This window comes from Acinetobacter pecorum (assembly GCF_014837015.1).
GTDB lineage: Bacteria > Pseudomonadota > Gammaproteobacteria > Pseudomonadales > Moraxellaceae > Acinetobacter > Acinetobacter pecorum.
The window spans coordinates 126,717-151,736 of sequence record NZ_JACSPT010000005.1 but is presented as its reverse complement, the minus strand read 5'-3'; the positions used below and the strand labels follow the sequence as shown (position 1 = coordinate 151,736).

The 25,020-nt window shown below is 42.4% G+C and carries 24 protein-coding genes and 7 tRNA genes; 25 read left to right on the top strand and 6 right to left on the bottom strand.

Annotation, left to right across the window (positions count from 1 at the left end; all coding sequences use genetic code 11):
• Positions 1-31: 31 nt before the first annotated feature.
• Complete coding sequence (locus tag H9629_RS05815; protein ID WP_081406353.1) at positions 32-412, bottom strand: hypothetical protein; 381 nt, start codon at positions 410-412, stop codon at positions 32-34.
• A 260-nt stretch (positions 413-672) separates the two neighbouring features.
• Between H9629_RS05815 and H9629_RS05810 the strand changes: the two genes are divergently transcribed.
• From H9629_RS05810 to H9629_RS05750, 13 genes are all read left to right on the top strand, one after another.
• On the top strand, positions 673-1,254 hold the full coding sequence (locus H9629_RS05810; RefSeq protein WP_191730693.1) for a nitroreductase family protein: 582 nt from the start codon (positions 673-675) through the stop codon (positions 1,252-1,254).
• Between the two features lie 33 nt (positions 1,255-1,287).
• Positions 1,288-2,361 (top strand): NAD(P)H-dependent glycerol-3-phosphate dehydrogenase, encoded by a 1,074-nt coding sequence (locus tag H9629_RS05805; protein ID WP_064095853.1) that lies wholly within the window; start codon positions 1,288-1,290, stop codon positions 2,359-2,361.
• A 76-nt stretch (positions 2,362-2,437) separates the two neighbouring features.
• Positions 2,438-2,893, top strand: coding sequence for a phosphohistidine phosphatase SixA (gene sixA / locus H9629_RS05800; RefSeq protein WP_191730692.1), 456 nt, complete (start codon positions 2,438-2,440; stop codon positions 2,891-2,893).
• Between the two features lie 29 nt (positions 2,894-2,922).
• On the top strand, positions 2,923-4,062 hold the full coding sequence (gene gspL / locus H9629_RS05795; protein WP_064101775.1) for a type II secretion system protein GspL: 1,140 nt from the start codon (positions 2,923-2,925) through the stop codon (positions 4,060-4,062).
• A complete protein-coding gene (gene gspM, locus H9629_RS05790; protein WP_191730691.1) occupies positions 4,062-4,541 on the top strand; it encodes a type II secretion system protein GspM in 480 nt (159 codons plus the stop codon). Before gspL ends, gspM begins: the two co-directional genes overlap by 1 nt.
• A gap of 90 nt (positions 4,542-4,631) precedes the next feature.
• Positions 4,632-5,633, top strand: a complete 1,002-nt coding sequence (locus H9629_RS05785) for a quinone-dependent dihydroorotate dehydrogenase (protein WP_191730690.1) — start codon at positions 4,632-4,634, stop codon at positions 5,631-5,633.
• Between the two features lie 5 nt (positions 5,634-5,638).
• Positions 5,639-6,220 carry a CvpA family protein gene (locus H9629_RS05780; RefSeq protein ID WP_064095858.1) on the top strand — a complete coding sequence of 194 codons (582 nt, stop codon included), beginning with the start codon at positions 5,639-5,641 and terminating at the stop codon, positions 6,218-6,220.
• A gap of 24 nt (positions 6,221-6,244) precedes the next feature.
• Positions 6,245-7,780: an amidophosphoribosyltransferase gene (purF, locus tag H9629_RS05775; protein WP_191730689.1), complete on the top strand. Its 1,536-nt coding sequence runs from the start codon at positions 6,245-6,247 to the stop codon at positions 7,778-7,780.
• An 89-nt stretch (positions 7,781-7,869) separates the two neighbouring features.
• A complete protein-coding gene (locus H9629_RS05770; protein WP_191730688.1) occupies positions 7,870-9,759 on the top strand; it encodes a M48 family metalloprotease in 1,890 nt (629 codons plus the stop codon).
• A 199-nt stretch (positions 9,760-9,958) separates the two neighbouring features.
• On the top strand, positions 9,959-10,600 hold the full coding sequence (locus H9629_RS05765; protein ID WP_191730687.1) for a hypothetical protein: 642 nt from the start codon (positions 9,959-9,961) through the stop codon (positions 10,598-10,600).
• Between the two features lie 22 nt (positions 10,601-10,622).
• Complete coding sequence (locus H9629_RS05760; protein ID WP_191730686.1) at positions 10,623-11,588, top strand: 2-hydroxyacid dehydrogenase; 966 nt, start codon at positions 10,623-10,625, stop codon at positions 11,586-11,588.
• A 115-nt stretch (positions 11,589-11,703) separates the two neighbouring features.
• Positions 11,704-13,146 carry a M48 family metalloprotease gene (locus H9629_RS05755; protein ID WP_225215736.1) on the top strand — a complete coding sequence of 481 codons (1,443 nt, stop codon included), beginning with the start codon at positions 11,704-11,706 and terminating at the stop codon, positions 13,144-13,146.
• A gap of 106 nt (positions 13,147-13,252) precedes the next feature.
• On the top strand, positions 13,253-13,612 hold the full coding sequence (locus H9629_RS05750; RefSeq protein WP_191730685.1) for a hypothetical protein: 360 nt from the start codon (positions 13,253-13,255) through the stop codon (positions 13,610-13,612).
• A gap of 77 nt (positions 13,613-13,689) precedes the next feature.
• Here H9629_RS05750 and H9629_RS05745 read toward each other — a convergent pair whose 3' ends face one another.
• Together H9629_RS05745 and rpsU are read right to left on the bottom strand one after the other, a co-directional pair.
• The gene (locus H9629_RS05745) at positions 13,690-14,136 is read right to left on the bottom strand and encodes a GatB/YqeY domain-containing protein (protein WP_064095864.1); all 447 of its coding nucleotides are present in this window, start codon (positions 14,134-14,136) and stop codon (positions 13,690-13,692) included.
• A 33-nt stretch (positions 14,137-14,169) separates the two neighbouring features.
• Positions 14,170-14,385 (bottom strand): 30S ribosomal protein S21, encoded by a 216-nt coding sequence (gene rpsU, locus H9629_RS05740; RefSeq protein ID WP_001136722.1) that lies wholly within the window; start codon positions 14,383-14,385, stop codon positions 14,170-14,172.
• 146 nt (positions 14,386-14,531) lie between these two features.
• Here rpsU and tsaD point away from each other — a divergent pair, with 146 nt between their 5' ends.
• From tsaD to H9629_RS05725, 3 genes are all read left to right on the top strand, one after another.
• Positions 14,532-15,548, top strand: coding sequence for a tRNA (adenosine(37)-N6)-threonylcarbamoyltransferase complex transferase subunit TsaD (gene tsaD / locus H9629_RS05735; RefSeq protein WP_144724409.1), 1,017 nt, complete (start codon positions 14,532-14,534; stop codon positions 15,546-15,548).
• Between the two features lie 211 nt (positions 15,549-15,759).
• Positions 15,760-16,719: a sensor domain-containing diguanylate cyclase gene (locus H9629_RS05730; protein ID WP_191730684.1), complete on the top strand. Its 960-nt coding sequence runs from the start codon at positions 15,760-15,762 to the stop codon at positions 16,717-16,719.
• A 498-nt stretch (positions 16,720-17,217) separates the two neighbouring features.
• Positions 17,218-18,264 carry a hypothetical protein gene (locus H9629_RS05725; RefSeq protein WP_064095868.1) on the top strand — a complete coding sequence of 349 codons (1,047 nt, stop codon included), beginning with the start codon at positions 17,218-17,220 and terminating at the stop codon, positions 18,262-18,264.
• 96 nt (positions 18,265-18,360) lie between these two features.
• Here H9629_RS05725 and H9629_RS05720 read toward each other — a convergent pair whose 3' ends face one another.
• The gene (locus tag H9629_RS05720; RefSeq protein ID WP_081406354.1) at positions 18,361-18,774 is read right to left on the bottom strand and encodes a DUF6176 family protein; all 414 of its coding nucleotides are present in this window, start codon (positions 18,772-18,774) and stop codon (positions 18,361-18,363) included.
• Entirely contained in the window at positions 18,764-19,636 is an 873-nt protein-coding gene (locus H9629_RS05715; RefSeq protein WP_064095869.1) for an ATP-binding protein, read from the bottom strand. Before H9629_RS05715 ends, H9629_RS05720 begins: the two co-directional genes overlap by 11 nt.
• 189 nt (positions 19,637-19,825) lie before the next feature.
• Between H9629_RS05715 and H9629_RS05710 the strand changes: the two genes are divergently transcribed.
• The 9 genes from H9629_RS05710 to H9629_RS05670 all read left to right on the top strand — a co-directional run bounded on the left by H9629_RS05710 (position 19,826) and on the right by H9629_RS05670 (position 24,396).
• Positions 19,826-21,337, top strand: coding sequence for a DUF3336 domain-containing protein (locus tag H9629_RS05710; RefSeq protein WP_191730683.1), 1,512 nt, complete (start codon positions 19,826-19,828; stop codon positions 21,335-21,337).
• Entirely contained in the window at positions 21,324-22,145 is an 822-nt protein-coding gene (locus H9629_RS05705) for a protein kinase domain-containing protein (protein ID WP_191730710.1), read from the top strand. Before H9629_RS05710 ends, H9629_RS05705 begins: the two co-directional genes overlap by 14 nt.
• 107 nt (positions 22,146-22,252) lie before the next feature.
• Positions 22,253-22,337: transfer RNA gene (locus H9629_RS05700), tRNA-Leu, on the top strand.
• Between the two features lie 35 nt (positions 22,338-22,372).
• A tRNA-Trp gene (locus H9629_RS05695) sits at positions 22,373-22,446 on the top strand.
• 39 nt (positions 22,447-22,485) lie between these two features.
• Positions 22,486-22,570: transfer RNA gene (locus H9629_RS05690), tRNA-Leu, on the top strand.
• 395 nt (positions 22,571-22,965) lie between these two features.
• Positions 22,966-23,051 (top strand) — tRNA-Leu (locus H9629_RS05685).
• 1,027 nt (positions 23,052-24,078) lie between these two features.
• Positions 24,079-24,163: transfer RNA gene (locus H9629_RS05680), tRNA-Leu, on the top strand.
• A 35-nt stretch (positions 24,164-24,198) separates the two neighbouring features.
• A tRNA-Trp gene (locus tag H9629_RS05675) sits at positions 24,199-24,272 on the top strand.
• Positions 24,273-24,311: 39 nt separating this feature from the next.
• A tRNA-Leu gene (locus H9629_RS05670) sits at positions 24,312-24,396 on the top strand.
• A 151-nt stretch (positions 24,397-24,547) separates the two neighbouring features.
• Here H9629_RS05670 and H9629_RS05665 read toward each other — a convergent pair.
• Positions 24,548-24,751: a hypothetical protein gene (locus tag H9629_RS05665; protein WP_004280022.1), complete on the bottom strand. Its 204-nt coding sequence runs from the start codon at positions 24,749-24,751 to the stop codon at positions 24,548-24,550.
• Positions 24,752-25,020 lie beyond the last annotated feature (269 nt).

Here is a 25,020-nt window from a genome sequence, read left to right as displayed (position 1 = left end):
GGTTTTTTTATTACATGCCTCACAGGAAAGTCTATTTGGCCTGACAGCGGAATGTGAGCACGGTTTGATAGTCATCATTCTGGTTTAAACCGGTGTTGGTGCCTGCGATATTACCAAGGACGGTAGCTGCTGCCTGAATCATTTGTCCTGTTTGCTCATCGACCACACCTTTTAATGCGCCATTATAAGCTGTCTGTTCATCTATAATAATTGGAGTTGATCTGGAGCCACAGGCTTTATTGGCCGCAGTAATCGCATTGTTTTTCGAGGTCAGTTGATTTTTACCTAATCCGGTCACCTCATACTGGTTATTTTCCTTTTGAACGGCCAAGGCAGTCGGGTTTGATGCACAGGCAGTAAGCAGTAATGCGGAAATAGCCAATCCGCTGAAAGTGATTGTTTTTTTCATCATGAGATCTCGAGTAAATAGGATGCTAATCATTTCAACATAGCAAGCAGCTTAGATTTTGTAGCTGTTGTATAGGTTTGGCAATTTTTAGTATATATCTATGTGGTTTAGGTGAAATATCGAGCAGTAAACGATTGAGAAATGATGGGGCTGCATTTTTGAAGACGTTGCAAGCTTGTGTAATTGCTATGAAGTTTCTAGCGTATTTTTCTTTGAATATGCTAATCTTGAGTATGGTTTTTTAAGTATAGATCTACAGGGTAATGACAGAATCTGCGATTGATATCGTTCATCAAAATATTCACCAACGGCAATCGATTGGTCATCTGCTGGCACCGGCACCCAATGCAGAACAGCTGGAAAAAGCCTTTCAGGCAGCATTAACTGCACCCGATCATCATCGACTCAAGCCTACCACATTTGTCGTGATTCCTGATGATCAACGTGAAGCCTTTGGAGAATTGCTGTCGCAGGCGCTCATCGATTTGGGTGAAACTGAAACAGCGCAGATTGAGCGGGTCAAGAATCACCCGTTTCGCGCTCCTTTGTTAGTACTTGCTTTAACCCGATTGCAGGATCATCCTAAAGTTCCCTATTTTGAACAAATTCTCAGTTCGGGCGCAGCCATTCAGAATTTTCTGCTGTCACTTCAGGTGCAGGGTTTCTCAACCATGTGGCGTAGCGGTGCTGTAGTCGAATCTGGTCTGTTTAAGCAGGCATTGGGAATCTCAAACGATGATCTGGTATCGGGTATTATTTATATTGGTACTGCAGCAAAGGCCATTCCCCCGCGTGCAGAGATTCAAACCAGTGATTTTGTAAGTTACTGGAATCAGAACAACTAGTTTGTAGGGCATAACAGGATATTAAAAAATAAGATGTCAGAATTAAATTTTTCAGAACTGGTAGAACCGGTTGCGGTTAATCATAAGACAGCTTTAAGAGTAACGGTATTGGGCGGGGGGAGTTTTGGTACGGCAATGGCCAATACTGCAGTGCGTAATGGCTGTAATACCATGATCTGGATTCGTGATGAAGCAGCCGCGGCGGATATTAATGCGACCCATATCAATAAACGCTATTTGCCAGATTTTCAGTTGGAAAAAGATCTGCTGGCGGTTTCAGATCTGGAACAGGCAGTACGCAATCGCGATATTATTTTAGTGGCGATTCCAAGTCATTCTTTCCGGGAAGTCCTGCAGCAAATTAAACCTTTTATTACCTCGCAGGCAGTAATCTCCCTGACCAAAGGGATTGAAGCACTGACCTTCAGCTTTATGAGTGATATTATTCGTGAGGAATTGCCGGAGGTGCCTTATGGGGTGTTATCGGGACCTAATCTGGCAAAAGAAATCGTAGCAGGTCAGCCGGCAGGAACCGTGATTGCCAGTCATTCTGAACTGGTACGCTATGCAGTACAGCAAGCCCTGCATAGTGCATTGTTCCGTGTGTTTGCCAGTGATGATGTGCATGGGGTGGAACTTGGCGGCGCATTAAAAAATATCTATGCAGTAGCGATGGGTATGGCGGCAGCGTATAACGTGGGTGAAAATACCAAGAGCATGATCCTGACCCGTGCTTTGGCTGAAATGAGCCGTTTTGCGGTAAGACTCGGTGCCAATCCGCTGACATTCCTTGGACTTTCCGGTGTGGGTGATTTATTTGCAACGTGTAACAGCCCGCTTAGCCGTAATTATCAGGTGGGTTATGCACTTGGCAAAGGCAAGACTCTGGAGCAGGCAACAACTGAATTAGGCCAAACTGCCGAAGGAATCAATACCATTGTACAAGTCAAGGCGCGTTCTGAAGATCTGGGTGTGTACATGCCTATTACTTCTGCCTTGTATGATGTGATTTTCGAAGGTGCACCGCCGCTCAATATTGCCTTGTCTCTGATGAAAAACGGTCATCGCAGTGATGTCGAATTTGTCTTGCCACATCATCAAGTCTGATCTATAACACAAGGACTGTCTGCGAAATGTCATATCCGCTGTATATCATGCAGGCATACGAATATAAGGAAATGAAATGCAACTGACTTTAGTTAGACATGGCGAGGCACCCCCCCCGGTGAATGGTAATGACACTAAACGTCCGCTGACGGAGCGTGGTCATCAGCAGGCTGAGCAAACTGCACAGTTCTTAAAGGAGCAGATTAGGCCCGATGTATTTGTGGTCAGTCCTTTATTGCGTGCCCAGGAAACTCTGGCACATTTGCAGCAGTATTTTAAAGATGTGCCGGTAGTGATCTGCAATACAATTAAACCCGATGATGATGCCAGAGTTGCAGTAGAATGGCTGTCGCAACTTCCGTATGAGTCGATTGTAGTGGTATGCCATATGAACGTTGTGGCCCATATGTCGTCCATTCTGCTGGCTGACTCTTTTCATCCCTATGCCTTGGCAGAGGCGCGTATGTATGATCAGGCAGTGATTGCACCTGGTTTATCCACACAGATAAAAAGCTTTATTCCTATCCTATAAAAATTAATTAGAACGGCAGAACAAAATCAATGTTGTATTTATGGATGCCAGAAGCCAATGGAGTTTGGCAATGGTCAACTGGGGAATTCTGGAATGCTGCTGCCACACTTGAGCAGCTGATTCAGGATATACAGGCTCATCATGGTGAGGACGCGGTGGTGTTTTTTCCGAGCCGTCATGTGCAAATTTTGCAGCAGACCTTGCCCAAGAGCCAATATAAGAAAATGGGCAATGATGGCATTAAATATTTGCTTGAAGAATACGTGGTGCTGCCGGTAGATGCCATGAAAGTGCTGCATCATTTTCAGCAGCCGGATCAGATTACTATTATGGGCATTGCAAATTCTACTCTGGAGACTCTGCAGCACTCTCTCAGCCTGATTCCGGTCAAGCTGGCAGCGTTATTGCCGGATTTTTTAGTGCTGCCGGCTCCTGAAACCAATCAGCGTGTAATTGCGCAAATCGGTGGGCGTCTGCTGGTGCGCGAATCAGAATATATGGGTCAGTCGCTGGATGATCTGAGCCTTTATCTGGATTATCAGCCTAAGGATATCCGCTATAAGGTCAGCAACCTGAATCAGGAGCAGTTGCGCAGTCTTGAAGCCCTGGTTACGCAGGAGCAACTGGAGTCTTTTCAATATAGCATTCCAGTGTTGAAGAAACCGAAACAGCATCCTTTTAATGTGTTACCTAAAGCAAAATCCGATGGCACTATTTCTGGTTACTGGAAAGCCTGCGCTGCGGTTTTTCTGGGTATTTTGGTATTGCAGTTTAGTTATGATGCGGTACGCTGGTATCAATATAAAAAAGTGGCAAATCAGACGGCTGCACAGGCTATTGATCAGTTTAAATACTGGTTTGGGCAAAATTATCCGGTTACTGAGCAGAATATCAAAAGTCAGTTTGAAGCGCAGTTGCGTCAAAGTCAGATTGCAGACACGCATGCATTGCAGCTTATTGGTCGGGTAGGGCCGGTCTTGATGCAGAATCAGATTGTGGCACAACGGGTAAATTATGATACTTCTGTGCTGAGTATGGAGCTTAAGGCCAGTTCATCAGAAAGGTTGAATGCATTGACCGAGCAATTGGGCCAGCAAGGCTTAAAGGTGGAGCTGGGGAATATTCAGGCCGGTGGAGCTGACGCGATCGGAATAGTGAGGATCCAATAATGAAAGCGATTGAAACACTACAACATCGTATGGATCAGTCTTTTGAAAGACTGGGTGATTATCTGGACAGCCTGTCGGCACGTGAACGGATCTTGGTGATATTTACCACTATTTTTGTAATAGTGGCTGCGGTCAGTTCTGCACTCTGGTACATGCATCAGGCGGCTAACAACCAGCAAAAGCGTTTGAATCAGCTGAAGGATACTATTGTCTGGATGCAAAGTAATGCAGTGACCATGAAACCGGCTGGAGACATTCAACTGGAGGCTGCGGAGAAAGTACAACGGGTCGCACAGCAACAAGGGCTGTCTGTGGCTTCCCAGCAAATAGAAGAAAAAATTCAATTGGCGGTCATGCATGAAAATTATGCAGTACTGGCAAACTTCCTGACCCAACTGGCACAAATGGGGCTAAGTATCGAGAAAATGGAACTAAATAATGAAGCAGGACAGATTAAATTAACAGCGACCATACAGTAAACGGTAAAAATAAAGATTTGCAAAGCATGGTTTTTTTGTCTGCCTATGCCTATAATATGCCGACTTAAAAAGCAGTAGACTTTTCTGGATATGTTGTATTCTCTAGCCCGCCCTTTGTTGTTTTCTTTAGCACCAGAGCGTGCACATGAGCTGACATTATCACTATTGAAATCATCCCATAAAATGGGCTTGATGCGTCAAAATGTTGCTGCGAAACCTGTGACCTGTATGGGAATCGAATTTCCCAATCCGGTGGGTCTTGCAGCAGGTTTAGACAAAAATGGTGCCTATATTGATGCCCTTGCCAGCCAAGGTTTTGGTTTTATTGAAATTGGTACCATTACCCCGCGACCGCAAGCCGGCAATCCTCATCCACGTCTGTTTCGTTTACCACAGGCCAAAGCCATTATTAACCGTATGGGCTTTAACAATGATGGTGTGGATCAGCTGGTCGAAAATGTCAAAGTGGCCAAATTTAAAGGCATTCTCGGTATTAATATCGGTAAAAACGCTGACACTCCGGTAGAAAAAGCAGTAGATGATTACCTTATCTGTTTAGAAAAAGTCTATAATTATGCTTCTTATATTACCGTCAATATTTCCTCTCCCAATACCAAAAATCTGCGCAGCCTGCAAAGCGGTGACGCACTCACCGAACTGCTGGAAATATTGAAGAACCGTCAGCTTGAATTGGCTCAGGAATACCAGCATTATGTACCTTTGGTACTCAAAGTGGCGCCTGATCTGGATAACAGCGATATTGCCTTTATTGCCAAGCAGTTATTGCGGTTCAAGATTGATGGCCTGATCGTGACCAATACCACGCTGTCACGTGAAGGCGTAGAGGGTTTGGAGCATGCAGAGGAAGCGGGCGGTTTGTCTGGCGCGCCAGTATTTGAGAAAAGTACCGCATGTCTGGCTGCATTTGCTGCGGTATTAAAAGGACAAATCCCATTGATTGGTGTGGGTGGTATTCTTTCGGGTGCAGATGCTGCTGCCAAGAAACACGCAGGTGCCAGCCTTGTACAAATTTATAGTGGCCTCATCTATACTGGTCCTAAACTTGTAAAAGATTGTGTAGACGCACTTTAAATCCTATGAACGCCATTGATATCTTTCTACTGATTATCTTGCTCATTGGAGGGCTCAACGGTTTGCGTCAAGGATTTATTAAAGCCTTTGCGAACTTAGTGGGATGGATCTTTGCCCTGATTATTGCGGCAAAATATTCAACACTACTTGCGCCGTCTATGGTTGCTCTGAGTACAGATCCAGTCGTACAAAAGATTGCGGCCTTCGCTTTTATCGTCCTGCTGATTGTAGTTCTGACCTGGATCGTTACTGCACTCTTGAACCGTATTTTAAAGAGTCTCAAGCTGGGTCCCCTCAACCGTCTGGCAGGGGGTGTCTTTGGTAGCCTGAAAGGTCTGCTGATTGTGCTGATTACCATGCAGGGTATCGGCCCCTGGGTAGAAAGCTCACCACACTGGAAGCAGTCCAAGTTTATTCAAGCCTTATTGCCTTATGCGCCTTGGGCAACTCAAATGTCGAAAGAAGCCGCGAATGGCGCACTACAACATATCAAGTCTGAAGGGGCATCGAAACCTTCAGCTTCATCATCTGAAACATCGTCCAAGTCTGGAGCTGCAGATGAGTCTACAAATAATCCTTTTTATTAATCCTAGCTTGTCTGCGAGGTTGCTATGTGTGGAGTAGTTGGTATAGCTGGTAAATCACCCGTTAACCAAATGTTGTTTGATGCATTAACGATGTTACAACATCGTGGACAAGATGCAGCTGGGATCGTGACATGTGATGAAGGACGTTTATTCCTGCGCAAAGACAATGGTATGGTGCGTGATGTATTCCACACCCGTCATATGCGTGCCTTGAAAGGAAATTACGGTATTGGTCATGTGCGTTATCCAACAGCCGGTTCATCGAGTAGTGCAGAAGCACAGCCGTTTTATGTGAACTCGCCGTACGGGATTACCCTGGCACATAACGGTAACCTGACCAATGCCGAAGAAATTCATGATGACCTGTTCAAAACTGACCTGCGTCATATGAACACCGATTCTGATTCAGAAGTTCTGTTAAACGTGTTGGCGCATGAATTGCAAAAACACGGCAAACTGGTACCGACGTCGGAAGATATTTTCCATGCGGTGACGCGTGTGCATGAGCGTTGCAAAGGTGCTTATGGTGTGGTGGCGATGATTACCGGTCAGGGTCTGGTGGGCTTCCGTGATCCAAACGGTATTCGTCCATTGATTTACGGTTCACGTGAAACGGAACAGGGCATGGAGTATATTATTGCTTCTGAGTCTGTTGCGATTACTGCGCTGGGCTTTAAGGTTGAGCGTGATATTCTGCCAGGTGAAGCAGTATTTATTGATTTAGAAGGTAACTTCTTTACCAAGCAATGTGCCGTAAATGCTGAATATCGTCCTTGTATTTTTGAATATGTTTATTTTGCCCGTCCGGATGCCATTATTGATGGTATCTCAGTGTATAAAGCACGTTTAAAAATGGGTGAGAAACTGGCGCAAAAAATTCTGCGTGAGTGGGGCGATGAGCATGATATTGATGTGGTGATTCCGATTCCGGATACTTCACGTACTTCAGCGCTCGAACTTGCCAATATGCTGGGGGTAAAATTCCGTGAAGGTTTCATGAAAAACCGTTACATCGGTCGTACCTTCATTATGCCTGGACAGCAGCTGCGTAAAAAATCGGTACGCCAGAAACTCAACCCGGTTGAGCTTGAGTTTAAAGGTAAGAATGTACTGTTGGTAGATGATTCTATTGTACGTGGTACAACCTGTAATGAAATTATCCAGATGGCTCGTGATTCTGGTGCGAAGAAAGTATTCTTTGCTTCTGCAGCCCCAATGGTTAAATATCCGAACGTTTACGGTATTGATATGCCAGCGAAATCAGAGCTGATTGCATCAGAACGTAGTGTGGAAGAAATCCGTGAAATTATTGGTGCTGACCGTCTGATTTTTCAGGATCTGGAAGATTTGAAAGATGCGGTAAGAACCAACAAAGTGCCAGATGTTAAAGATTTTGATTGTTCAGTCTTTGACGGGATCTATGTGTCGGGTGGTATTGATGCGCAATATCTGGATGATCTGCAACAAAAACGTAGTGACAGTGCCATGAAAGAAAGCAATTATATTGATGTCAATATTGATGCAGCCTCAGTGGATTTGACTGGCGTACGCGAAGTTTAAACATTTAAAATCATCATGAAAAAGCGGGAATTTCCCGCTTTTTTGTTTTATGATGAACCCATTGAAAATCATCATTTTAGGGTTCTGCATTGCGAAACGTAGGATACGATTTTATAAAAAACAAAAATATAGTACTGCCTGTAAGTTTTTGCCTGATTGCAATTCTGTTGACTATTTTTATTATTAATACCGTTGTTGGTCTATTTGTTTTTTATGCTGATCCTAACCAGTCGATTTTCTGGCATACGCTGAGTCCTTATCTAATTGCTGTCCTGTTATGTGTCATGATGACCTCGGTCATCTATGAATTTTATATTTTTCGCAATGGCGGTTATTCATTGGCGAAGCAGATGGGTGCGCGCCGTCTCAGCCCGATGGACAGTATTCCCGAAGAAAGTGCTGCACTACACATCAACCAGCAACTGGCAGAGACTTTTCGGATTGAGATTCCCGCGGTATATGTATTACCTGATGAAGTGGGTGTCAATGCGTTAACAGCAGGTTTTAGTCCACGTGATACGGCTATTATTCTGACCTGGGGGGCAATACAAACACTGGATAAAGTTGAGCTGTATGGGTTGCTTAGTCACGAATTCAATAAAATCCTGTCTGGTGAAACTGCGGAAAATACCCGCCTGAAAATTCTGTATAGCAGTTTAACCACTTTTAGTCAGTGGGGCAGTAAAATTGCTAAATCCGGTTTTAATCGAACCGGTACGCTACGGGAAAGCAAGTTTGAAACCCTGTATGTGGCAGTTGGGGCGGTGATCTGGCTGATTGGTAGTCTGGGTGTGTTGATTTCCCGTTTTATTAAATATATTTCTCTTGGTGGCCGGACTTATAAGAATGACCAGAAGACCCGGCGCTTGCTACAAAATGATGCCAATATCCAGACTTTGCTCAGAATTCATGTGCATCATTCCGGTTCGCAGATTTATAGTGAATATGCCGAATCGATTTCGCATATGTGTTTTGCCAACTCTTTGAGTCCGCAAAACTGGCTCAACATTCATCCCAATATCAATCAGCGCATTTATGAATTAAATCCTGCCCTGATTCAGGATTTACAGCTTGAAAACCTGAAAAAACTGAAGAATCAGCCTTTATTCAGTTTGTTTCGCTCTCTGGAAGAGGTGGTACCTGAAACTACAGTGAGCTGGAGTTCACCCCAACCTTTGCCATTGCTGCGGCTGTCTCCGATCAGTTTTGCGATTAAAGATGCAATCAAGCCATTGAATCCGGAACTTCGGCTCAAGATGCCACGTCCGGAGCTCATTGAACGTGCATTACAGACGGCGACAGGTTCCCGGGAAGTGATGGTCGCAATTTTAATGATCCGTCAATATCGTGAATTTATTCCTACTGAGGCTGAGGTCAGTCGTGCCATTGTAGACTCATTGCTCAACCTGGATGGGCGGGTACATATTTCGATTTTCCAGCAAGCCTGTAAGAATATTGGTGGCATGCCGACGACTGTTGCACGCCAGTTTCTGATGAAGCTGGCGCGGATTATTCAGGAAGATGGTGAAATTGGTCTGCTGGATGCCTTGTTGCTGGAGTGTGTGAAATATGAGTTAAATTTGCTCCCTGCACATATTCCTACTGCTCTCGATGAGGTCAAGCCGCAAATCGTTCGTTTGATCGATGCCTTGCTGCATGTGCAGCAGATTAATAGCGGTAATCAACTTGAGGTGCGGGAACGGATTCTAAACCGGATCTTGACCACTCGTGAACTGGATTTATACAATGAAATTTCAGATGAGCCGATTGATCTTGCTGAAATCCTGAATGATATTGCGGGGCTTTTATTACGCGATCGTCTCAGTATTTTAGGCATTGCAGAAGCCTGCTTATGGAGCGACCGTATCGTAACTCAGGATGAGCTGGATGTGATGGAACTGTTGTACTGGCGCCTGGGTTTCGAGGGCGGGGAAGTTATTCAGCAAATGTTAAAGAAAAACAGTTTAACCATTATGTGAAAATCAGGGTGAGCGCACGATTCGAATCTGAATTTGTTATTACAGTGATGGTTTAACTGTATATTGAAAATTCAATATTGAGTGTACTGATAAACTTTGTACTAGAATATATCAGGATAAAAAGAAAAACTGAAAAAGTTCGGCAAAGTAGGGACAATACGGCTAAAATGTTCAGCCTGAAATTGGTGATGATGAAAAGATGATTGGGCATCAGCGTGACATACTGGCAACATTAGGAATCGATCTCTGGATTCCTGGGGACAGCGCATGTCAGCCGCATCAGGTCTCGATCTGGCGTGATCAGGCTGAACCTGAATTTCACACCGAGATTGTCTTGTCTCAGCCTCATCCGGTCGAGGCGCTGGTGGAGTTGCCGATTCCTGAACCAGAGTCGCTCGGCACGTTTAAGACTGATACCTCGCCTACAATACCTGAAGTTTTAGCTGTTCAGGAACCTCGTGAAAGTGTACACATCCCGCCATTCAGTTTACAGGCTTTAAGTTTGGCACATTGTATTGTTGTGATTGATGCAACTGGAATGACTGAAGCCACCCTAAATTTATGGGCAAATATCCAGCGTGCTGTTTCGGGTGATTTTCATGAGCTGAACTGGCCATTTCCTTGGGCCAATGTCCAGGATGGACGTGGTGTGGAATCCTATATTCAAGGATTTCTGGATGGGATGAGTACAGAGAAACATATTATTTTCCTCGGGTCGGTAGCGCACATTTCAAATATCAAAGCAATCCAGTTAGCGTCCCTGCAAGAAATGCTGGATCAGCCGATTCTAAAAAAACGTTTATGGCAGTTTATGCAAAATAGGTCTGCCAGTCTGGAATAATTCTGCTGTGGAATAAAAATAGATGAAACAAAAAGTGGTTGTATTTAGTCAAATTGATGCTGATATTCAAAACAGGCTCGAACAAAATTATCAGGTGAGCTATATACAACCGAAGCTGGGTGATGTGAATCAACAGCTTTTGCAGCAGGTTCGGGATGCCGATGGCATGATTGGTGCAGGGCGTTTGCTGAATTGCGATAATCTAGCCAGTGCTACCCGATTGAAAATTATCTCCAGTGTCAGTGTTGGTTATGACAACTATGATCTGGATTATTTAAATGAAAGAAAAATCTATCTGAGTCATACACCGCATGTGCTGACCGAAACTACAGCTGATCTTGCTTTTACTTTACTGATGTCAGCGGCACGTAAAGTGGCTTATCTGGATCAATGGACCAAGCAGGGGCAATGGCAGCGTACTGTGGGTGAAACACAATTTGGTGTGGATATTTTTGGAAAAGCCCTGGGAATTATTGGTCTGGGCCATATTGGGGCTGCGATCGCACGCCGTGGTTTTTACGGTTTTAATATGAATGTCCTCTACCATAATCGCAGGGAAAAACCGGAAATTGCGCAAGGCTTCAATGCACAATATTGCCAGCTCGATGAGTTGTTACAGCGTGCTGACTTTGTGGTCGTTGCAGTAGATTTGAATGCTGATTCCAAGGCGCTGATTGCAACAGCGGAATTTGCAAAAATGCAACCGCATGCGGTATTGGTCAATATTTCACGTGGCCCGGTTGTTGATGAACAGGCATTAATTGAAGCTTTAAAAGCCAAGCAGATTTTTGCTGCAGGTCTGGATGTCTATCAGAAAGAACCGCTAAAAGAATCAGAATTATTCCATTTGGATAATGTTGTTACCTTGCCGCATGTGGGTTCGGCTACCGCCGCCACCCGTAAAAAAATGGCAGAACTGGCTTATCAGAACTTGGTTGATGCCTTGGAGGGACGAGTACCTCGTAATGTGGTCAATCCGGAATTTTAAAATGCCATTAAATGTAGTTTAAACGATATTAAAAAATAACATTTTCTTGCGTCTCTGCGCATAGTTCGATGCTATATTCAAAACAAATTAGGTTGGCAGGATTAGAGATTTTTCATTGAAACGATTGATGCTGGCATGTAGCTTAAGTCTGTGTATGGTGACAGGGCATGGCTCTACCCATGATTTTAATCAAGCAAATGTACAATTTTCTGTGCCCGATATTGGCACAGGCGTGGGCTTGCTCGATCAGCAAAAAGAAAAAATGATCGGTGAGAAAGTTTATCGTGAAGTGCATAAGAAAATGCCTGTCTTGCAAAATCCATGGCTGGAAGATCAACTTTTATCAGTATTTTCACATATTCTGAGTCAGACCCAGTTACAACAGCCTATCGGTTTGCTGGTAATCAATGATCCGCAAATTAATGCCTTTGCTGTGCCGGGCGGGCTCTTTGCACTGAATGCAGGTCTGATAAATTCAGCCCGAAATATGGATGAAGTGGCAGGGGTGATGGCGCATGAAATTGCACATGTCACACAACGTCATTACAGTCGCTCCCAAGATGCCTTTAAGGGACAAGGTTTATTGGCGCTAGCGGGAATTTTGGTGGGTGCTTTGGTAGCTTCTCAAGCAGATGGTGATGTGGGTGCGGCGGTTATGATGGGGTCGCAGGCAGCCCTTCTGGATAAACAGCTCACCTATAGTCGTAATCAGGAGCGTGAAGCAGACCGGATCGGTATGCAGTATATGTACCGTTCCGGCTATAACCCGCATAGCATGGCAGACTTCTTTGAGGTCATGCATCGCTCCAGCAGTCAGTTAAGCTTTCTGCCAGATTTCTGGTTCACGCATCCACTCACCACTGAACGGATGAGCGAGGCACGTTTACGTGCCAACCAGCTTCCCGCAGTGAAACGCAATCTCAATGATCAAGACTTTGAGGTTATCAAGTGGTATAGCAGGGTATTGTCCCGTCAGACGGATGCAGAGCAGTTGGTGTTGATGGACCAGCGAAATAATTTTGCGGGTCAGCTTGCCTTGACAGCTTATCAAATACAACAGGGTGATTTTCAAGCCGCACAGATTTCGCTGGATCGGGCAAAAAAGCATAACCAGATGCATCCTTTGCAGGTTCTGTTGCAAACTGATATTTATTTAGCCCAAAATCAGCTTGATCAGGCTTTGAGAAGTGTGGCTTCAGCAGCGCGAATCATGCCGGAAAATCGCGCACTTAATTATAAATATGCAGAAGTTCTGATTCGTGCCCAGCAACCCGATCAGGCAAAAGCTTTAGTGCAGCGATTTCTAAATGCCAATTCACGCGATGTCAATGGCTGGCGACTGATGCAAGTGGCTGCCAATGCAGAGCCAGATTCAGCGATCAAGGCTGCCAATGTACTTCGCTATCGTGCAGAAGTGGAGTATTGGTCTGGATATGAAGAAACCGCGATCAAATCATTATTGCATGCCCAGCGTAGCGCGAAGAATAATCAATCCTTGTCCTCAACCATTCGTCAGCGCCTGAAACAGATGCAACAGGAGCATCAATATAAAATTTAACCATGAGCTGGATTTCAAATTTTTGTATCGGAATGATATAGCAAGGATATCTTGAATCAAGCTACAATCTTTTTTGAAGATAGTATGTATCAGTTTGAAGCATTATATGAAAAGAATATTATTAGGCGTATGTTTACTGGACTGGAATTATGGGGTTTTTGCTGCAAGTGCAGTTGAATATGTAGCAGCAGTAGAACAAATTAATGCTGATTATAAAAAAGAATCACGGCAATTTTTAAGCAGCTTGAATCCGCAGCAGCAAGGATTTAGTCCTGAGCAAAATGCAAAATTTTGTGGGATTGTAGGGCGCTATGTCGATCGCCTGTATCAGGCTGCTGACCAGAATCGTATCTATCTGGATCGTCAGTTTCAAAATATGACTAAACAGGATGTAATTAGAGAAGTGAAGTTATCTAAAGAGATGCAACTACTTAAGCGTTATCATGTAGATTGTAATTTGCAATAAAAAATAAGAACATGCTAAGAACTGTCCAGAAAAAGGGCAGTTCAACGCAAAAATAGATTTAAATTTAAAATGGGAAATTAAGCAAGTTTTGCTTTAATTTTGGCAGAAACTTGTGCAGGATCGGCGCGCCCGGCTATGAGCGGACGCAGAGAATTCATCACCTTACCCATATCTTTCATGCTAGTAGCTTGTTGCGCTTCAATTGTTTGCGCAATCAGGGAATCAAGTTCTTCCTCAGTCATAGCTTCTGGTAGAAATTGAGAGAGAACCTCAACTTCGGCTTGTTCCTTACTAGCTAAATCTTCTCGACCAGCACCTTCAAAGGCTTTGATCGATTCTTTACGTTGTTTAATTTGCTTTTCAATGACCGCAAGAACCTGAGCGTCGTCAAGTTCTTTGCGCTCATCGACTTCGATTTGCTTAATTGCTGCCTGTAGACTACGAATGACCGTCAACTTCGGCATATCCTTGGCACGCATGGTGGCTTTCAATACGTCAGTAATCTGGTTTTTTAAAGTAGTCATTATCTATTCCAAGCAGTCAATCACAAATTAATCTTAGTAAAGGCGAGTAGTACGTACTGATTCACGCGCCAATTTCTTTTGATAGCGTTTAACAGCAGCAGCTTTTTTGCGCTTACGTTCTTGAGTTGGTTTTTCGTAGAATTCGCGCTTACGTACGTCAGCTAGAACGCCCGCTTTTTCGCATGAACGTTTGAAACGACGGATAGCTACGTCTACTGGTTCGCCTTCTTTCAATTTAACTTGTGGCATGAAGAATCCTCATTAAGTTATGGATAAGATCAGGGCCGAATTGCCCCAGATCACAAGTGAAGGTCAGTATTTTACTCATTTACATCTCATACCACAAGCCTATAATAGTTGCTGCAATAGATTTGATACAGGTTATAGGCAGTTTAATGATCGTTTTAGGCTTGGAAACGTCGTGTGATGAAACAGGGCTTGCACTTTATGACAGCGAGTTGGGGTTACGCGGACAGGTGCTTTATAGTCAAATTAAACTGCATGCAGAATATGGCGGTGTGGTTCCGGAACTGGCGTCGCGTGATCATGTACGTAAATTAATCCCCCTTATTAATGAGCTGCTCGAACAAAGTGGCGTGAAAAAATCAGAAATTGATGCTGTCGCTTATACGCGTGGTCCAGGTCTGATGGGTGCGCTAATGACCGGTGCGCTGTTTGGTCGTACTTTGGCCTTTGCGCTGAATAAACCAGCGATTGGTGTGCATCATATGGAAGGCCATATGCTGGCGCCATTATTGTCTAAAACACCACCTGAGTTTCCATTTGTAGCACTTCTGGTTTCTGGCGGTCACTCACAGCTTATGGCAGCGTACGGTATTGGTCAGTATGAATTGCTAGGCGAATCGATTGATGATGCTGCCGGTGAAGCCTTTGATAAAGTCGCAAAAATGATGGGTCTGCCATATCCGGGCGGTCCGAATATCTCCAAACTGGCGGAGCAGGGTGATCCGAATGCATTTGCATTCCCACGTCCAATGCTGCATCAAGGTCTGGAATTTTCATTTAGCGGTTTAAAAACGGCTGTTTCTGTCCAAATGAAGAAACTGGGTGATGAAAACCGCGATGCCGACATTGCAGCCAGTTTCCAAGAAGCAATTGTCGATACTTTAGTGAAAAAGTCGGTGAAAGCACTGAAGCAAACGGGGCTTAAACGTCTGGTGATTGCCGGTGGTGTCAGCGCCAACAAGCGTTTACGTGAACGCCTAGAGGCTGACTTGGCGAAAATAAAAGCAACTGTGTACTATGCAGAACCGGCTTTATGTACCGACAACGGTGCCATGATTGCCTTTGCCGGTTATCAACGTTTAAAAGCAGGTCAGCAAGATGGTTTGGCCGTGACCACAACACCACGCTGGCCGATGACGGAATTGACTAATCCGACAGAGGCATAGATTTCAGCCAAAAAAAGGAAGAGGTTTGGGCCTCTTTCTTTTTAATGTGACTTTTTAAATGAGAACTTAATAGAAACGAGATGCTGTGAATATCTGTATTTATTTATAATTTTATTTAAAACTCAAATATTCTATTGAAACTTGAAAATCGTTTAATAGCTTCGGTTTAAATCATACAGCTTTTATAAGTTTGCAGCAGAGATTGCTTCGGATGGAAAATATCAATTTTAAAAGTTTTCAGGATGCGGGACAGGCGGTATTGCAGTTTCTGCATAAGCATTTTGGCTTTGATTTATGGATGATCACCCGGGTAGAAGGTCTGGACTGGATCGTCCTGCAAACGGAAGACCATGGCTATGGCGTACAACCTCGACAAGTTTTTCAGTGGGCAGATTCCTTCTGCTTTCATATGGTGGCAGGTAAAGCGCCTAGAATTGCACCCCGTTCAGAAGTAATTCCTTTATATGCCACAGCGCCGATTAATCAGCAGGTCTGTATAAAATCTTATATTGGCCAGCCACTCGTTAAAGAAGATGGCAGTCTGTTCGGAACACTTTGTGCGATCGATCCTGAAATCAAATCAGAAGCTATTGTTCAAGATATGCAACTGGTCGAGTTGTTAGGGCAATTGCTCAGTTCGATTTTGCAGGCAGAGTTACGCCAGATTGAGCAGGTGCGACAGCGTGAATTACTCCAGGAAGAAGCCAGTAAAGATGAATTGACCGGATTGTATAATCGCCGTGCCTGGGACAAATTTCTGCGAGCAGAGGAAGAACGTTGCAAGCAATATGGTCATCCTGCTGCTGTATTATTTATTGACCTGAATGATCTGAAAAAAGTGAATGATAGTTTGGGGCATGAAGAAGGTGACAGGCTGATTCAGAATGCAGCTCAAGTGTTACGAGATAATGTGCGCATCAATGACATTGTCGCCCGTTTGGGTGGAGATGAATTTGTGATGCTCAGTGTGGAAAATGATAAAACGGGTGCTGAAACGTTGCTCGACCGTTTAATTGCTGCTTTTGCAGAAGCAAATATTGGCGCAGCAATTGGTCTGGCAATGCGTCATCCGAGTCAGGGTCTATTTGCAGCACTCGCACAAGCGGATCAGAACATGTTTGAATATAAACGCTGGAAAAAAGCCAGTGAAGCTGTGGCCTATCTTAAATAATTGATGCTTTGAATTTTCTGTAAATAAGCAAGAATTTTATAATATCGGAAGGGTCGTTTTCTATGGTCTAAAATCATCCTATCTTTCAATATTCTTCTTTGGACGCAGGTATAAAAAATAAGAAGAAATAAGCCTGATTCAGTGTAAAAAGAAAGATTAATACATCATTAACTTAATGATTACAAAATTAATAAGCTTTGTTGCAAAGTAAATTGACCTGATTGAAAGCACTATAAATTGGCTATAAAGCAGGTGTAGTGAGGAGGTGTGATTAAAAAAGAGCTTCATTTCTTGTGGTCATTATTGTTTGAAATATACATTAAAATTACAGAACAAAAATTTACTTTGTTTAAAGTTAAAGCGCTATCAAGGGAAAAAGCTGGTTGCCAGGAAGAAATATCACCGGCAAGCAGAGCGTTCGAGCTGTTTGGTTTCGAGGTAGTTAATCTTTAGAAATAACCAAATAAAAATGCAAAGAAATTTCAGGGAATAAATTTTATGAAAAAGCAGATTTCTCTCTTTGGTGTGGCTCTTGTATCGGGTTTACTGAGTGCGTGTGGCGGAGGTGGTGGAAGTGGCTCAGATAATCCTACAGTCACTACCCCTCCAAATGTTCCGAAGGAAAGCATTTCTCCTGAGCTTTCAGAAGAGTTTGTCCCTTTTGAAGATCAGGATATTGTGGATAAAATTCGCGATAAAATTTCTGGAGATACCAGCAATGATACCGACTATAACGTTGCTCTAGGTCATATGATTGGTGAAGTATTTGCAGATTATCCTTATGGGCGTACTGCACGTATCATCAAGATTTATAATCTGGGCATCAATAGTATTAAATACCCAAATCTGATCTGCTCAGAAGTAAATACCAATGGTGCAGTCAAGACTCTCAAATTAAAAACGGATAGAGAGAACTGTATTATTCTGGACAAGACTTATCGTAAAGGCTCCACTATTACTCAGACGGTGAGCGGTGACACGACGACTTTAAGCTTTAGCAATGTCCGTTATGGTTCAAATGTAGATTTTAATCTCAAGGACGACTACCTGATTTCTGGCACAATTGTGCATCGAAAGACCAAAAATAACATGGGGCAATCCGAATCTTATCAAATCGATCAGTTGGAATTTCAGCGTATAGCCGAGGACGTTCAGACGGGTACTTCTGGAACCGCGTTTGATACAAAGAGCAAAGAATATCTGCAGGTGCGTAATTATAAGTACAGCCTGGTCGATGATTATGGCAGTGGCAGTAATGGGATTCGTACCTTAACCAGTCGTGGTACGATTATCGGTCAGCCTGATCTGGCAGATTATCGTTACAGTTTTGATTTTAATACCAGCACACCATTCAAAATGGATGAAACCGTTTTAAATAACTATAAGCATTTGCCAAAAGAGGGCGTGCTTAGAATTAAGGACAGCTATGATCAGGTAATTGAGGTCAAACAGAACCAGCCTGAATCGTTAAAGGCTACTGTTTATTTCAATGGTAGTGAAATTGAGGACTTGCTGTGGTCTACCATTATTGGTAATAAACAATAATTCGAGAGGTCAAAAAAGCCCTGTATTACTGGGGCTTTTTTATTTTTGATGGGATATCTATTTTACAAAAAATCTTTAAATAGTTGTGCTAATAAATCAGGTAGCTGTAGCATCCAATAATAATTCAGCGGGATAAACAGCCTGCCATGATGCTTTAAACTGTTTGTGCACTTGGTCAATCGGAAAAGTACTGAATTTTGCAATATTTTTCGCTTTTTGAATGTTGTCGGCGCGCATATATGCAATCAAATAGTCCTGACCATGAAGTTGCAGATAAAACCAGGACTCGACATGAACCTGTTCAGCCTTAAGCGTCTCAATCACTTTGTCTTGACGTGCTTTTAAAGTACGCTGCCAGTCATGAACTTGCTGCATATGTAAGGGCTTAAGTTGAATGAGAACTGCACCGACATCCATAATTTTAATTTTCTTTTGAGTATCATTATTATATAAGTGATTTATATGAAAAAAGCGACCTGAACCGGTCGCTTTTAAGCTTTTAAGAGGCATTTAGTTGGGTTGAACCAATCCAGTGCTTGGAAAACTGATAGGCAGCGCGTCCTGAACGTTGACCGCGTGCCTGACACCAGCGTAGGGCTTCAGCACGGGTTTCTGGCGTGAGTTCCATGCCTGCCTTTTTAAGATAATGCTCTACAATTTCTAAATACAGATTCTGATCCATTGGATAAAAAGAGAGCCATAAGCCAAAGCGGTCAGACAGTGAGATTTTTTCTTCAATCGCTTCTTGCGGATGCAATTCGGTATATTGCGGAACATCAACCCGGGTAACGGGCGTATTTTCATGCATGAATTCGGGTAATAAATGACGACGATTACTGGTCGCATAAATCACAAAATTGCTGGAACCGGATTGTAAAGAACCATCCAGAACACTTTTTAAACTGCGATAATTTTCGTCTTCGGCATTAAAAGCCAGATCGTCACAATAAACAATAAACTTCTCTGGACGTCCGGCAATGAGTTGCTGGATTTGCGGTAAATCAGACAAATCATCCCGTTCAATTTCAATCAGGCGCAAGCCTTGCTCTGCATATTCAGTCAACAGGGCGCGAACAATAGAAGATTTACCCGTACCACGAGAACCCGTCAGCAAGACATCATTGGCAGGTAGGCCTTTTAAGAACTGCAAAGTATTCTGGATAACTTTTTCTTTTTGTCGCTCAATACCTTTTAAATCGGCCAGTTCTATCTGTCTGAGCTGATGAATGGGTTTGAGCTCACCATTTTGCCACTTATAGGCAAGCGCAGAAAAATCAGGATTTTTTTTCAGTTCGGGCAGGCTTTGCTGCAGCTGCTGCAGCACAGTTGAAAGGGTATTTAAAATATGGTCAGGTAACTCAATTTTTGCCATGATCTAAGCATACAGATTTAAAATTATGCCTAAGATAGTATCACTGCAAAATACACAGTCAAAGCCGGAAAAGTATGATAATTTGCTTAAAGTAGAGAATCTTCGTTATTGTAGAGGATAGAAAGTTTGGACAAATTTTCTGGCTCTGAGTACGAGCTGTATCAAGAATAAATATAGGGAAGAAGGCAGATGCTGTTTAAAGATTTTACTCAGGACATTAATCCACATCAGGCCTATCGGATCAAAAAGCTCAAGCAGCAGCTGCAACAGGCTGAGTCCTATGAAGAATGGAAATATATTGCCCTGAAAATAGATGAAGAGTCAGGTGCGCAGGAATGGAAATTTGATAACAGCTCCCCGTATTTTGATGCAGAAGTAATTGCACATCGTCTGGGTAAATTAAGACGCTATCGACAACAAAAGCGTACCCGTGACCTGATGTATATTTTGCGTGAAGGCTTAAGCTACGATATTGCTAACATTGCCCATCCTCTGTTGTTCACTGAAGCTTACGTTGGTACCAAAAAAATTATTGAAGATTATGTCGAAGAAGTCAGCCAGAGTTTAGCCTATATTGCTTCAATAGACTGTACTTGCCTCAGTATTGAAGAGAAATTAGAGTATTTTCAGCATTGTCAGCGTGCTTATGGACAACCGGCCTTGATGTTTTCTGGTGGTTCAACTTTAGGTCTGTTTCATACGGGCGTATGCAAGGCCTTAATGGAGCAGGATTTATTACCAAAAGTCATGTCGGGTTCTAGTGCGGGCGCCATTATGACAGCCATGTTAGGCGTGTCCAAACCGTCACAATATGTCGATATACTAAAGGGACATAATTTCTTTCATGAGGCTTTTCATTTCCGCACAATGAGCGAATTGCTGAAAGGCAATGGTGGTCTGGCCGATGTGAAGTATCTGAAAAAATTTCTGATCGAAAATCTGGGTGATCTGACCTTTGAAGAGGCTATGAAAAACTCAGGCCTACATATTAATATTGCAGTTGCGCCTTATGATGGGGCACAGGACGCACGCATCATGAATGCCTACACATCTCCGGATGTGCTGGTCTGGAGTGCGGTGCTGGCCTCTTGTGCAGTGCCAATTCTGTTTCCACCCGTGCGTTTGACCAGCAAGCGTTATGACGGTCAATATACTCCTTATATGGGTTCAACCCGTTGGGTGGATGGCAGTGTGCGCAGTGATTTTCCGCAGGAGAAAATGGCACGCCTGTATAATATCAATTATACCATTGCCAGTCAGACCAACCCGCATATCGTGCCATTTATGCAGGATGATATTTCACGTTTCCGTAAAGGTACCTTAAGCTGGCCGCAACGGATTGTTCGCCGTCAGGGCGCGGTGATTACCAAAGGAGTGATGGATTTCGCTCGGGAACATGCGGGAAGCTTGCCTCCTGTACGCCGTCTTTTGGATCATGGTTATGGGGTGGTGGATCAGCGTTATTATGGTGATGTGAATATTGTCGGTAAGTATAGCCTGCGCCACTATAGCTATATGTTGCAGAATCCAAGGCCGTATCTCTTTAAAATTTTACAGCGTGAAGGGGAGCGGGCTACATGGCCGAAAATTTCTCTCATCGAAACTCAGGAACGCGTGGGGAAAACTATTCAGCATTGTCTGGAACTGTTAAATTATCAGCATGCATCTGATCCAAAACCTGAATACATTGCCACGACTTAATTTAGATTATCTTGATACTTCTAATTTTGAACTGCGAACTAAAGCCCGCAGCCTGGGCTTTGGGCGGCGGTTGTATTATGCTGAAAAGCAGGCGCTCTGGCTAAAAACCCAAATATCGAATATCTCTGATCGCTTAAAATTATCGACGCAGGCAGAACTGGGCTGGCAGCGTGAGCTGAATTTTTATCAGGTTTATGCTCGATCAAGTGAGCTAAATTTTTTCCTGCCTCATCAAATTATTCAACAACCTTTCAAGTTCGATCATGACCACTTTGAGCATGCTTTGATTCTGGTGGATGCACGGGCGCATTTTCAAGTCATGCCGCATCAACAATCCATTACACAAATTCGACAGCATTTGCTGCAAGCTGTTGAGCCTTTAGTCTGCTTGCAGGAGCTGGGCTATATACATGCGGATTTAAAGCAGGAGCATTTTGTAAATGATCAGGGCAGGGTATACCTGCTTGATTTTGAACATGTGCAGTCAATCTATCAGAATGGTACCTATGAGCTGAATGCAACACCGCGTTATATGGCGCCAGAACTTTTTCAAGGTCAGGCCAAAAGCCTGCAAAGTGAAGTTTATGCTTTAGGCGTGATTTTTTATGAATGGTTGAGCGGGCAGCGTTTACAGGCGACTGATTATCTGGATTGGGCGCTGTTGCATTGTCAGCGTCTAAAGATTGCGTTACCGGAACATTTACAGGTCTTTCAAGGCTTGTTAGAAGATATGCTACGCAAGCAAAAACCGCATCGGCTGACAGATTTCAAAGCGGTTAGATCCTACTTAATGACTGAAATTGAATGAGAAAAATACAATAAGATCGGGATTGTTTCTTATTTAATCAAACGGGTGCTTTTTTATGATAAACGGCTTGTCAGCTGGAAATGATCTCTATAATATACACAGCCATCGGGGACGTGGCGAAATTGGTAGACGCACTGGATTTAGGTTCCAGCGCCGCGAGGTGTGAGAGTTCGAGTCTCTCCGTCCCCACCAATCGATATTCGGGTATCTGAATATTTGATTGAAGTAGAGGATTGGTGTAATGGTAGCATGACGGTCTCCAAAACCGTTCGTCAAGGTTCGAATCCTTGATCCTCTGCCAAAGTTTGAAAGAAATCCAGCACTAAGTTGGTACCCTGATGGGGACGTGGCGAAATTGGTAGACGCACTGGATTTAGGTTCCAGCGCCGCAAGGTGTGAGAGTTCGAGTCTCTCCGTCCCCACCATCATATTAAAGCAAGGCTAATGCCTTGCTTTTTTATTGCCTGAATAAGTCTAATTTTTTAGTGTGATATTTGCTGTGATACGTAATGAACTTAAATACATTCCAGGTTTCACCTCTTAAGTGAATGATTATTATCAGGGCATGACTGTAAAAATTCTAATATTAAGAATGATAAGCTACGCGATCCCACTGCTTTTAAATTTCAATGGAGTGATCTTTCATTCAAGTTATAGACATCATTTTCATGTAGAGGGGGATAAATTTAATAATAGGAATCTAAGTAGGATGATATTTGCTCAATTGAAAGTTAACTGCTTAATTTTTGATATAAAAGTATTTGGATTCTTACAAAACTACTTGTGAACCCGGTCTAATCGCTATAATATACACAGCCATGGGGATATGGCGGAATTGGTAGACGCACTGTGTTCAGGTCGCAGCGCCTTCTGGGCGTGAGAGTTCGAGTCTCTCTATCCCCACCATAAATTTTGTAAAACTATAACTTGTATTGCGCTGATGCAATTTTTGATTTCAAGAACTTTTTAATAATCTTTTAGTTTTTTAAATCAATATTTATTTTAAGACACTGCTCTTTAATGAGAGCCAAGCATTCCATTTTTATAATCTAAATTTTCCTAACCTAAATAGATCATATAATCTTGAAGGCTTAGCACAATTTAACTTTATTGTAGTGCTCCCTTCATATTTGTCTTTTAATAAATTTAAAAATATTTTACTTCAGAAATTTTTAAAAATATTTTAAGTATTTGAATATTCATAATAATTGAATATGTATTTTTTCCTAATAAAGATAGGATTGATCTTGTAAAGCAAAACGTTAAAAGTTAAGCTGCAAGAGAATTGTAATTGTGTGTTAAATTTTGTTTGTTTTTAGTTTAATTAAATAATAAAATATTTTTATCAGTTTATTAGAAAAATGTAAAATGAAACACACTATTGGTTTAATTGTTTTAGTTTTATTTATTGTTATTGCGTTAACAACGTTAGGTTTAAGTATATACATTGGTGATAAACTTCTACTCGGCATTGGAAGCCTTTTAATTATTGCCTCTTTACTTATTTTTTTAGAGGTAAAATCATTGATGATTAATCCCTTTAGAAGAGGTTAGTTTTTTGGAACGAATGGAATGCGGTTCCGCAATATAGGTTATAAATTGAAATTTAACCAAAATAATATAAGGCATGAGTTGTCTGATTAAAGTTTTCTAAAAAATAAGATAGCTGGTAAGTTCTATCTTTAAATTTTTAATGCAAGTTTACAATAGATATCATGGATAATAAAAACTCCATTTATGTATTCATTTATAGATGGTCAGAGTTTAAATAAAAAATCAGGAGTCTCACCCTAAAAAGAATCAAATTTTCGACATCAGTTTTATAAAAAAATAAAAAATAAGCTTAACTGTTTATTTTATAGCGGAATAGACTGTTATTGCTTGTAAAATCACTTGTCAATGACGGTCTATCTCTATAATATACACAGCCATCGGGGACGTGGCGAAATTGGTAGACGCACTGGATTTAGGTTCCAGCGCCGCGAGGTGTGAGAGTTCGAGTCTCTCCGTCCCCACCAATCGATATTCGGGTATCTGAATATTTGATTGAAGTAGAGGATTGGTGTAATGGTAGCATGACGGTCTCCAAAACCGTTCGTCAAGGTTCGAATCCTTGATCCTCTGCCAAAGTTTGAAAGAAATCCAACACTAAGTTGGTACCCTGATGGGGACGTGGCGAAATTGGTAGACGCACTGGATTTAGGTTCCAGCGCCGCGAGGTGTGAGAGTTCGAGTCTCTCCGTCCCCACCATCATATTAAAGCAAGGCTAATGCCTTGCTTTTTTATTGCTCAAGATTTCTCAAAAAAGAAAAGCCCATCGAAATGGGCTGAATAACTAGAGAATAGTGCTACTGAATCAGTGGAGAAATTAATTTATTTTTCTACTCCTAAATAGAAGTAATCAGGCTTTCAGGTGGTCTTCAAATTCCTCACCTAGTTGTAAGGCCAAGGCATTGCCTGCCAGATCACAGGTGACCAAGCCATATTCTTTCTTAAAGCTGAAACTGAAACCACGATCATCCGCCAGGGTACGTACCGAATATCCCAATTTTTCTAACCATAGTCGAAATGCAATCAAATTTTTAGCTTTAACCACTTTTTTCACGAGATCACTCCTTCATCATTGTTAAATCTTAAATAAGGGTGAAAAATAATGTTTTAAAGGGCATTTAACCTTATTTAAATTAATTTAAATGAATTTGTATGTATAGTGAACATTGCGTGAGTAAGAAAAAATCAATTTAAGCTTTAAGTAAATGATTTTTATAGTATTGAAGATGTTGTAACTAAATATTAAGTATTTAAATGAGATAGAAATACATAATTAATTTTATAATTCAATAGCTTATATCTCATATGATCTGTTTTTAAATT

Bases quoted from the DNA above. Each gene is read 5' to 3' on its own strand.
- H9629_RS05815 (WP_081406353.1), bottom strand. From the start codon at position 412: ATGATGAAAAAAACAATCACTTTCAGCGGATTGGCTATTTCCGCATTA.
- H9629_RS05810 (WP_191730693.1), top strand. From the start codon at position 673: ATGACAGAATCTGCGATTGATATCGTTCATCAAAATATTCACCAACGG.
- H9629_RS05805 (WP_064095853.1), top strand. From the start codon at position 1,288: ATGTCAGAATTAAATTTTTCAGAACTGGTAGAACCGGTTGCGGTTAAT.
- sixA (WP_191730692.1), top strand. From the start codon at position 2,438: ATGCAACTGACTTTAGTTAGACATGGCGAGGCACCCCCCCCGGTGAAT.
- gspL (WP_064101775.1), top strand. From the start codon at position 2,923: ATGTTGTATTTATGGATGCCAGAAGCCAATGGAGTTTGGCAATGGTCA.
- gspM (WP_191730691.1), top strand. From the start codon at position 4,062: ATGAAAGCGATTGAAACACTACAACATCGTATGGATCAGTCTTTTGAA.
- H9629_RS05785 (WP_191730690.1), top strand. From the start codon at position 4,632: ATGTTGTATTCTCTAGCCCGCCCTTTGTTGTTTTCTTTAGCACCAGAG.
- H9629_RS05780 (WP_064095858.1), top strand. From the start codon at position 5,639: ATGAACGCCATTGATATCTTTCTACTGATTATCTTGCTCATTGGAGGG.
- purF (WP_191730689.1), top strand. From the start codon at position 6,245: ATGTGTGGAGTAGTTGGTATAGCTGGTAAATCACCCGTTAACCAAATG.
- H9629_RS05765 (WP_191730687.1), top strand. From the start codon at position 9,959: ATGATTGGGCATCAGCGTGACATACTGGCAACATTAGGAATCGATCTC.
- H9629_RS05760 (WP_191730686.1), top strand. From the start codon at position 10,623: ATGAAACAAAAAGTGGTTGTATTTAGTCAAATTGATGCTGATATTCAA.
- H9629_RS05750 (WP_191730685.1), top strand. From the start codon at position 13,253: ATGAAAAGAATATTATTAGGCGTATGTTTACTGGACTGGAATTATGGG.
- H9629_RS05745 (WP_064095864.1), bottom strand. From the start codon at position 14,136: ATGACTACTTTAAAAAACCAGATTACTGACGTATTGAAAGCCACCATG.
- rpsU (WP_001136722.1), bottom strand. From the start codon at position 14,385: ATGCCACAAGTTAAATTGAAAGAAGGCGAACCAGTAGACGTAGCTATC.
- tsaD (WP_144724409.1), top strand. From the start codon at position 14,532: ATGATCGTTTTAGGCTTGGAAACGTCGTGTGATGAAACAGGGCTTGCA.
- H9629_RS05730 (WP_191730684.1), top strand. From the start codon at position 15,760: ATGGAAAATATCAATTTTAAAAGTTTTCAGGATGCGGGACAGGCGGTA.
- H9629_RS05725 (WP_064095868.1), top strand. From the start codon at position 17,218: ATGAAAAAGCAGATTTCTCTCTTTGGTGTGGCTCTTGTATCGGGTTTA.
- H9629_RS05720 (WP_081406354.1), bottom strand. From the start codon at position 18,774: ATGCCTCTTAAAAGCTTAAAAGCGACCGGTTCAGGTCGCTTTTTTCAT.
- H9629_RS05715 (WP_064095869.1), bottom strand. From the start codon at position 19,636: ATGGCAAAAATTGAGTTACCTGACCATATTTTAAATACCCTTTCAACT.
- H9629_RS05710 (WP_191730683.1), top strand. From the start codon at position 19,826: ATGCTGTTTAAAGATTTTACTCAGGACATTAATCCACATCAGGCCTAT.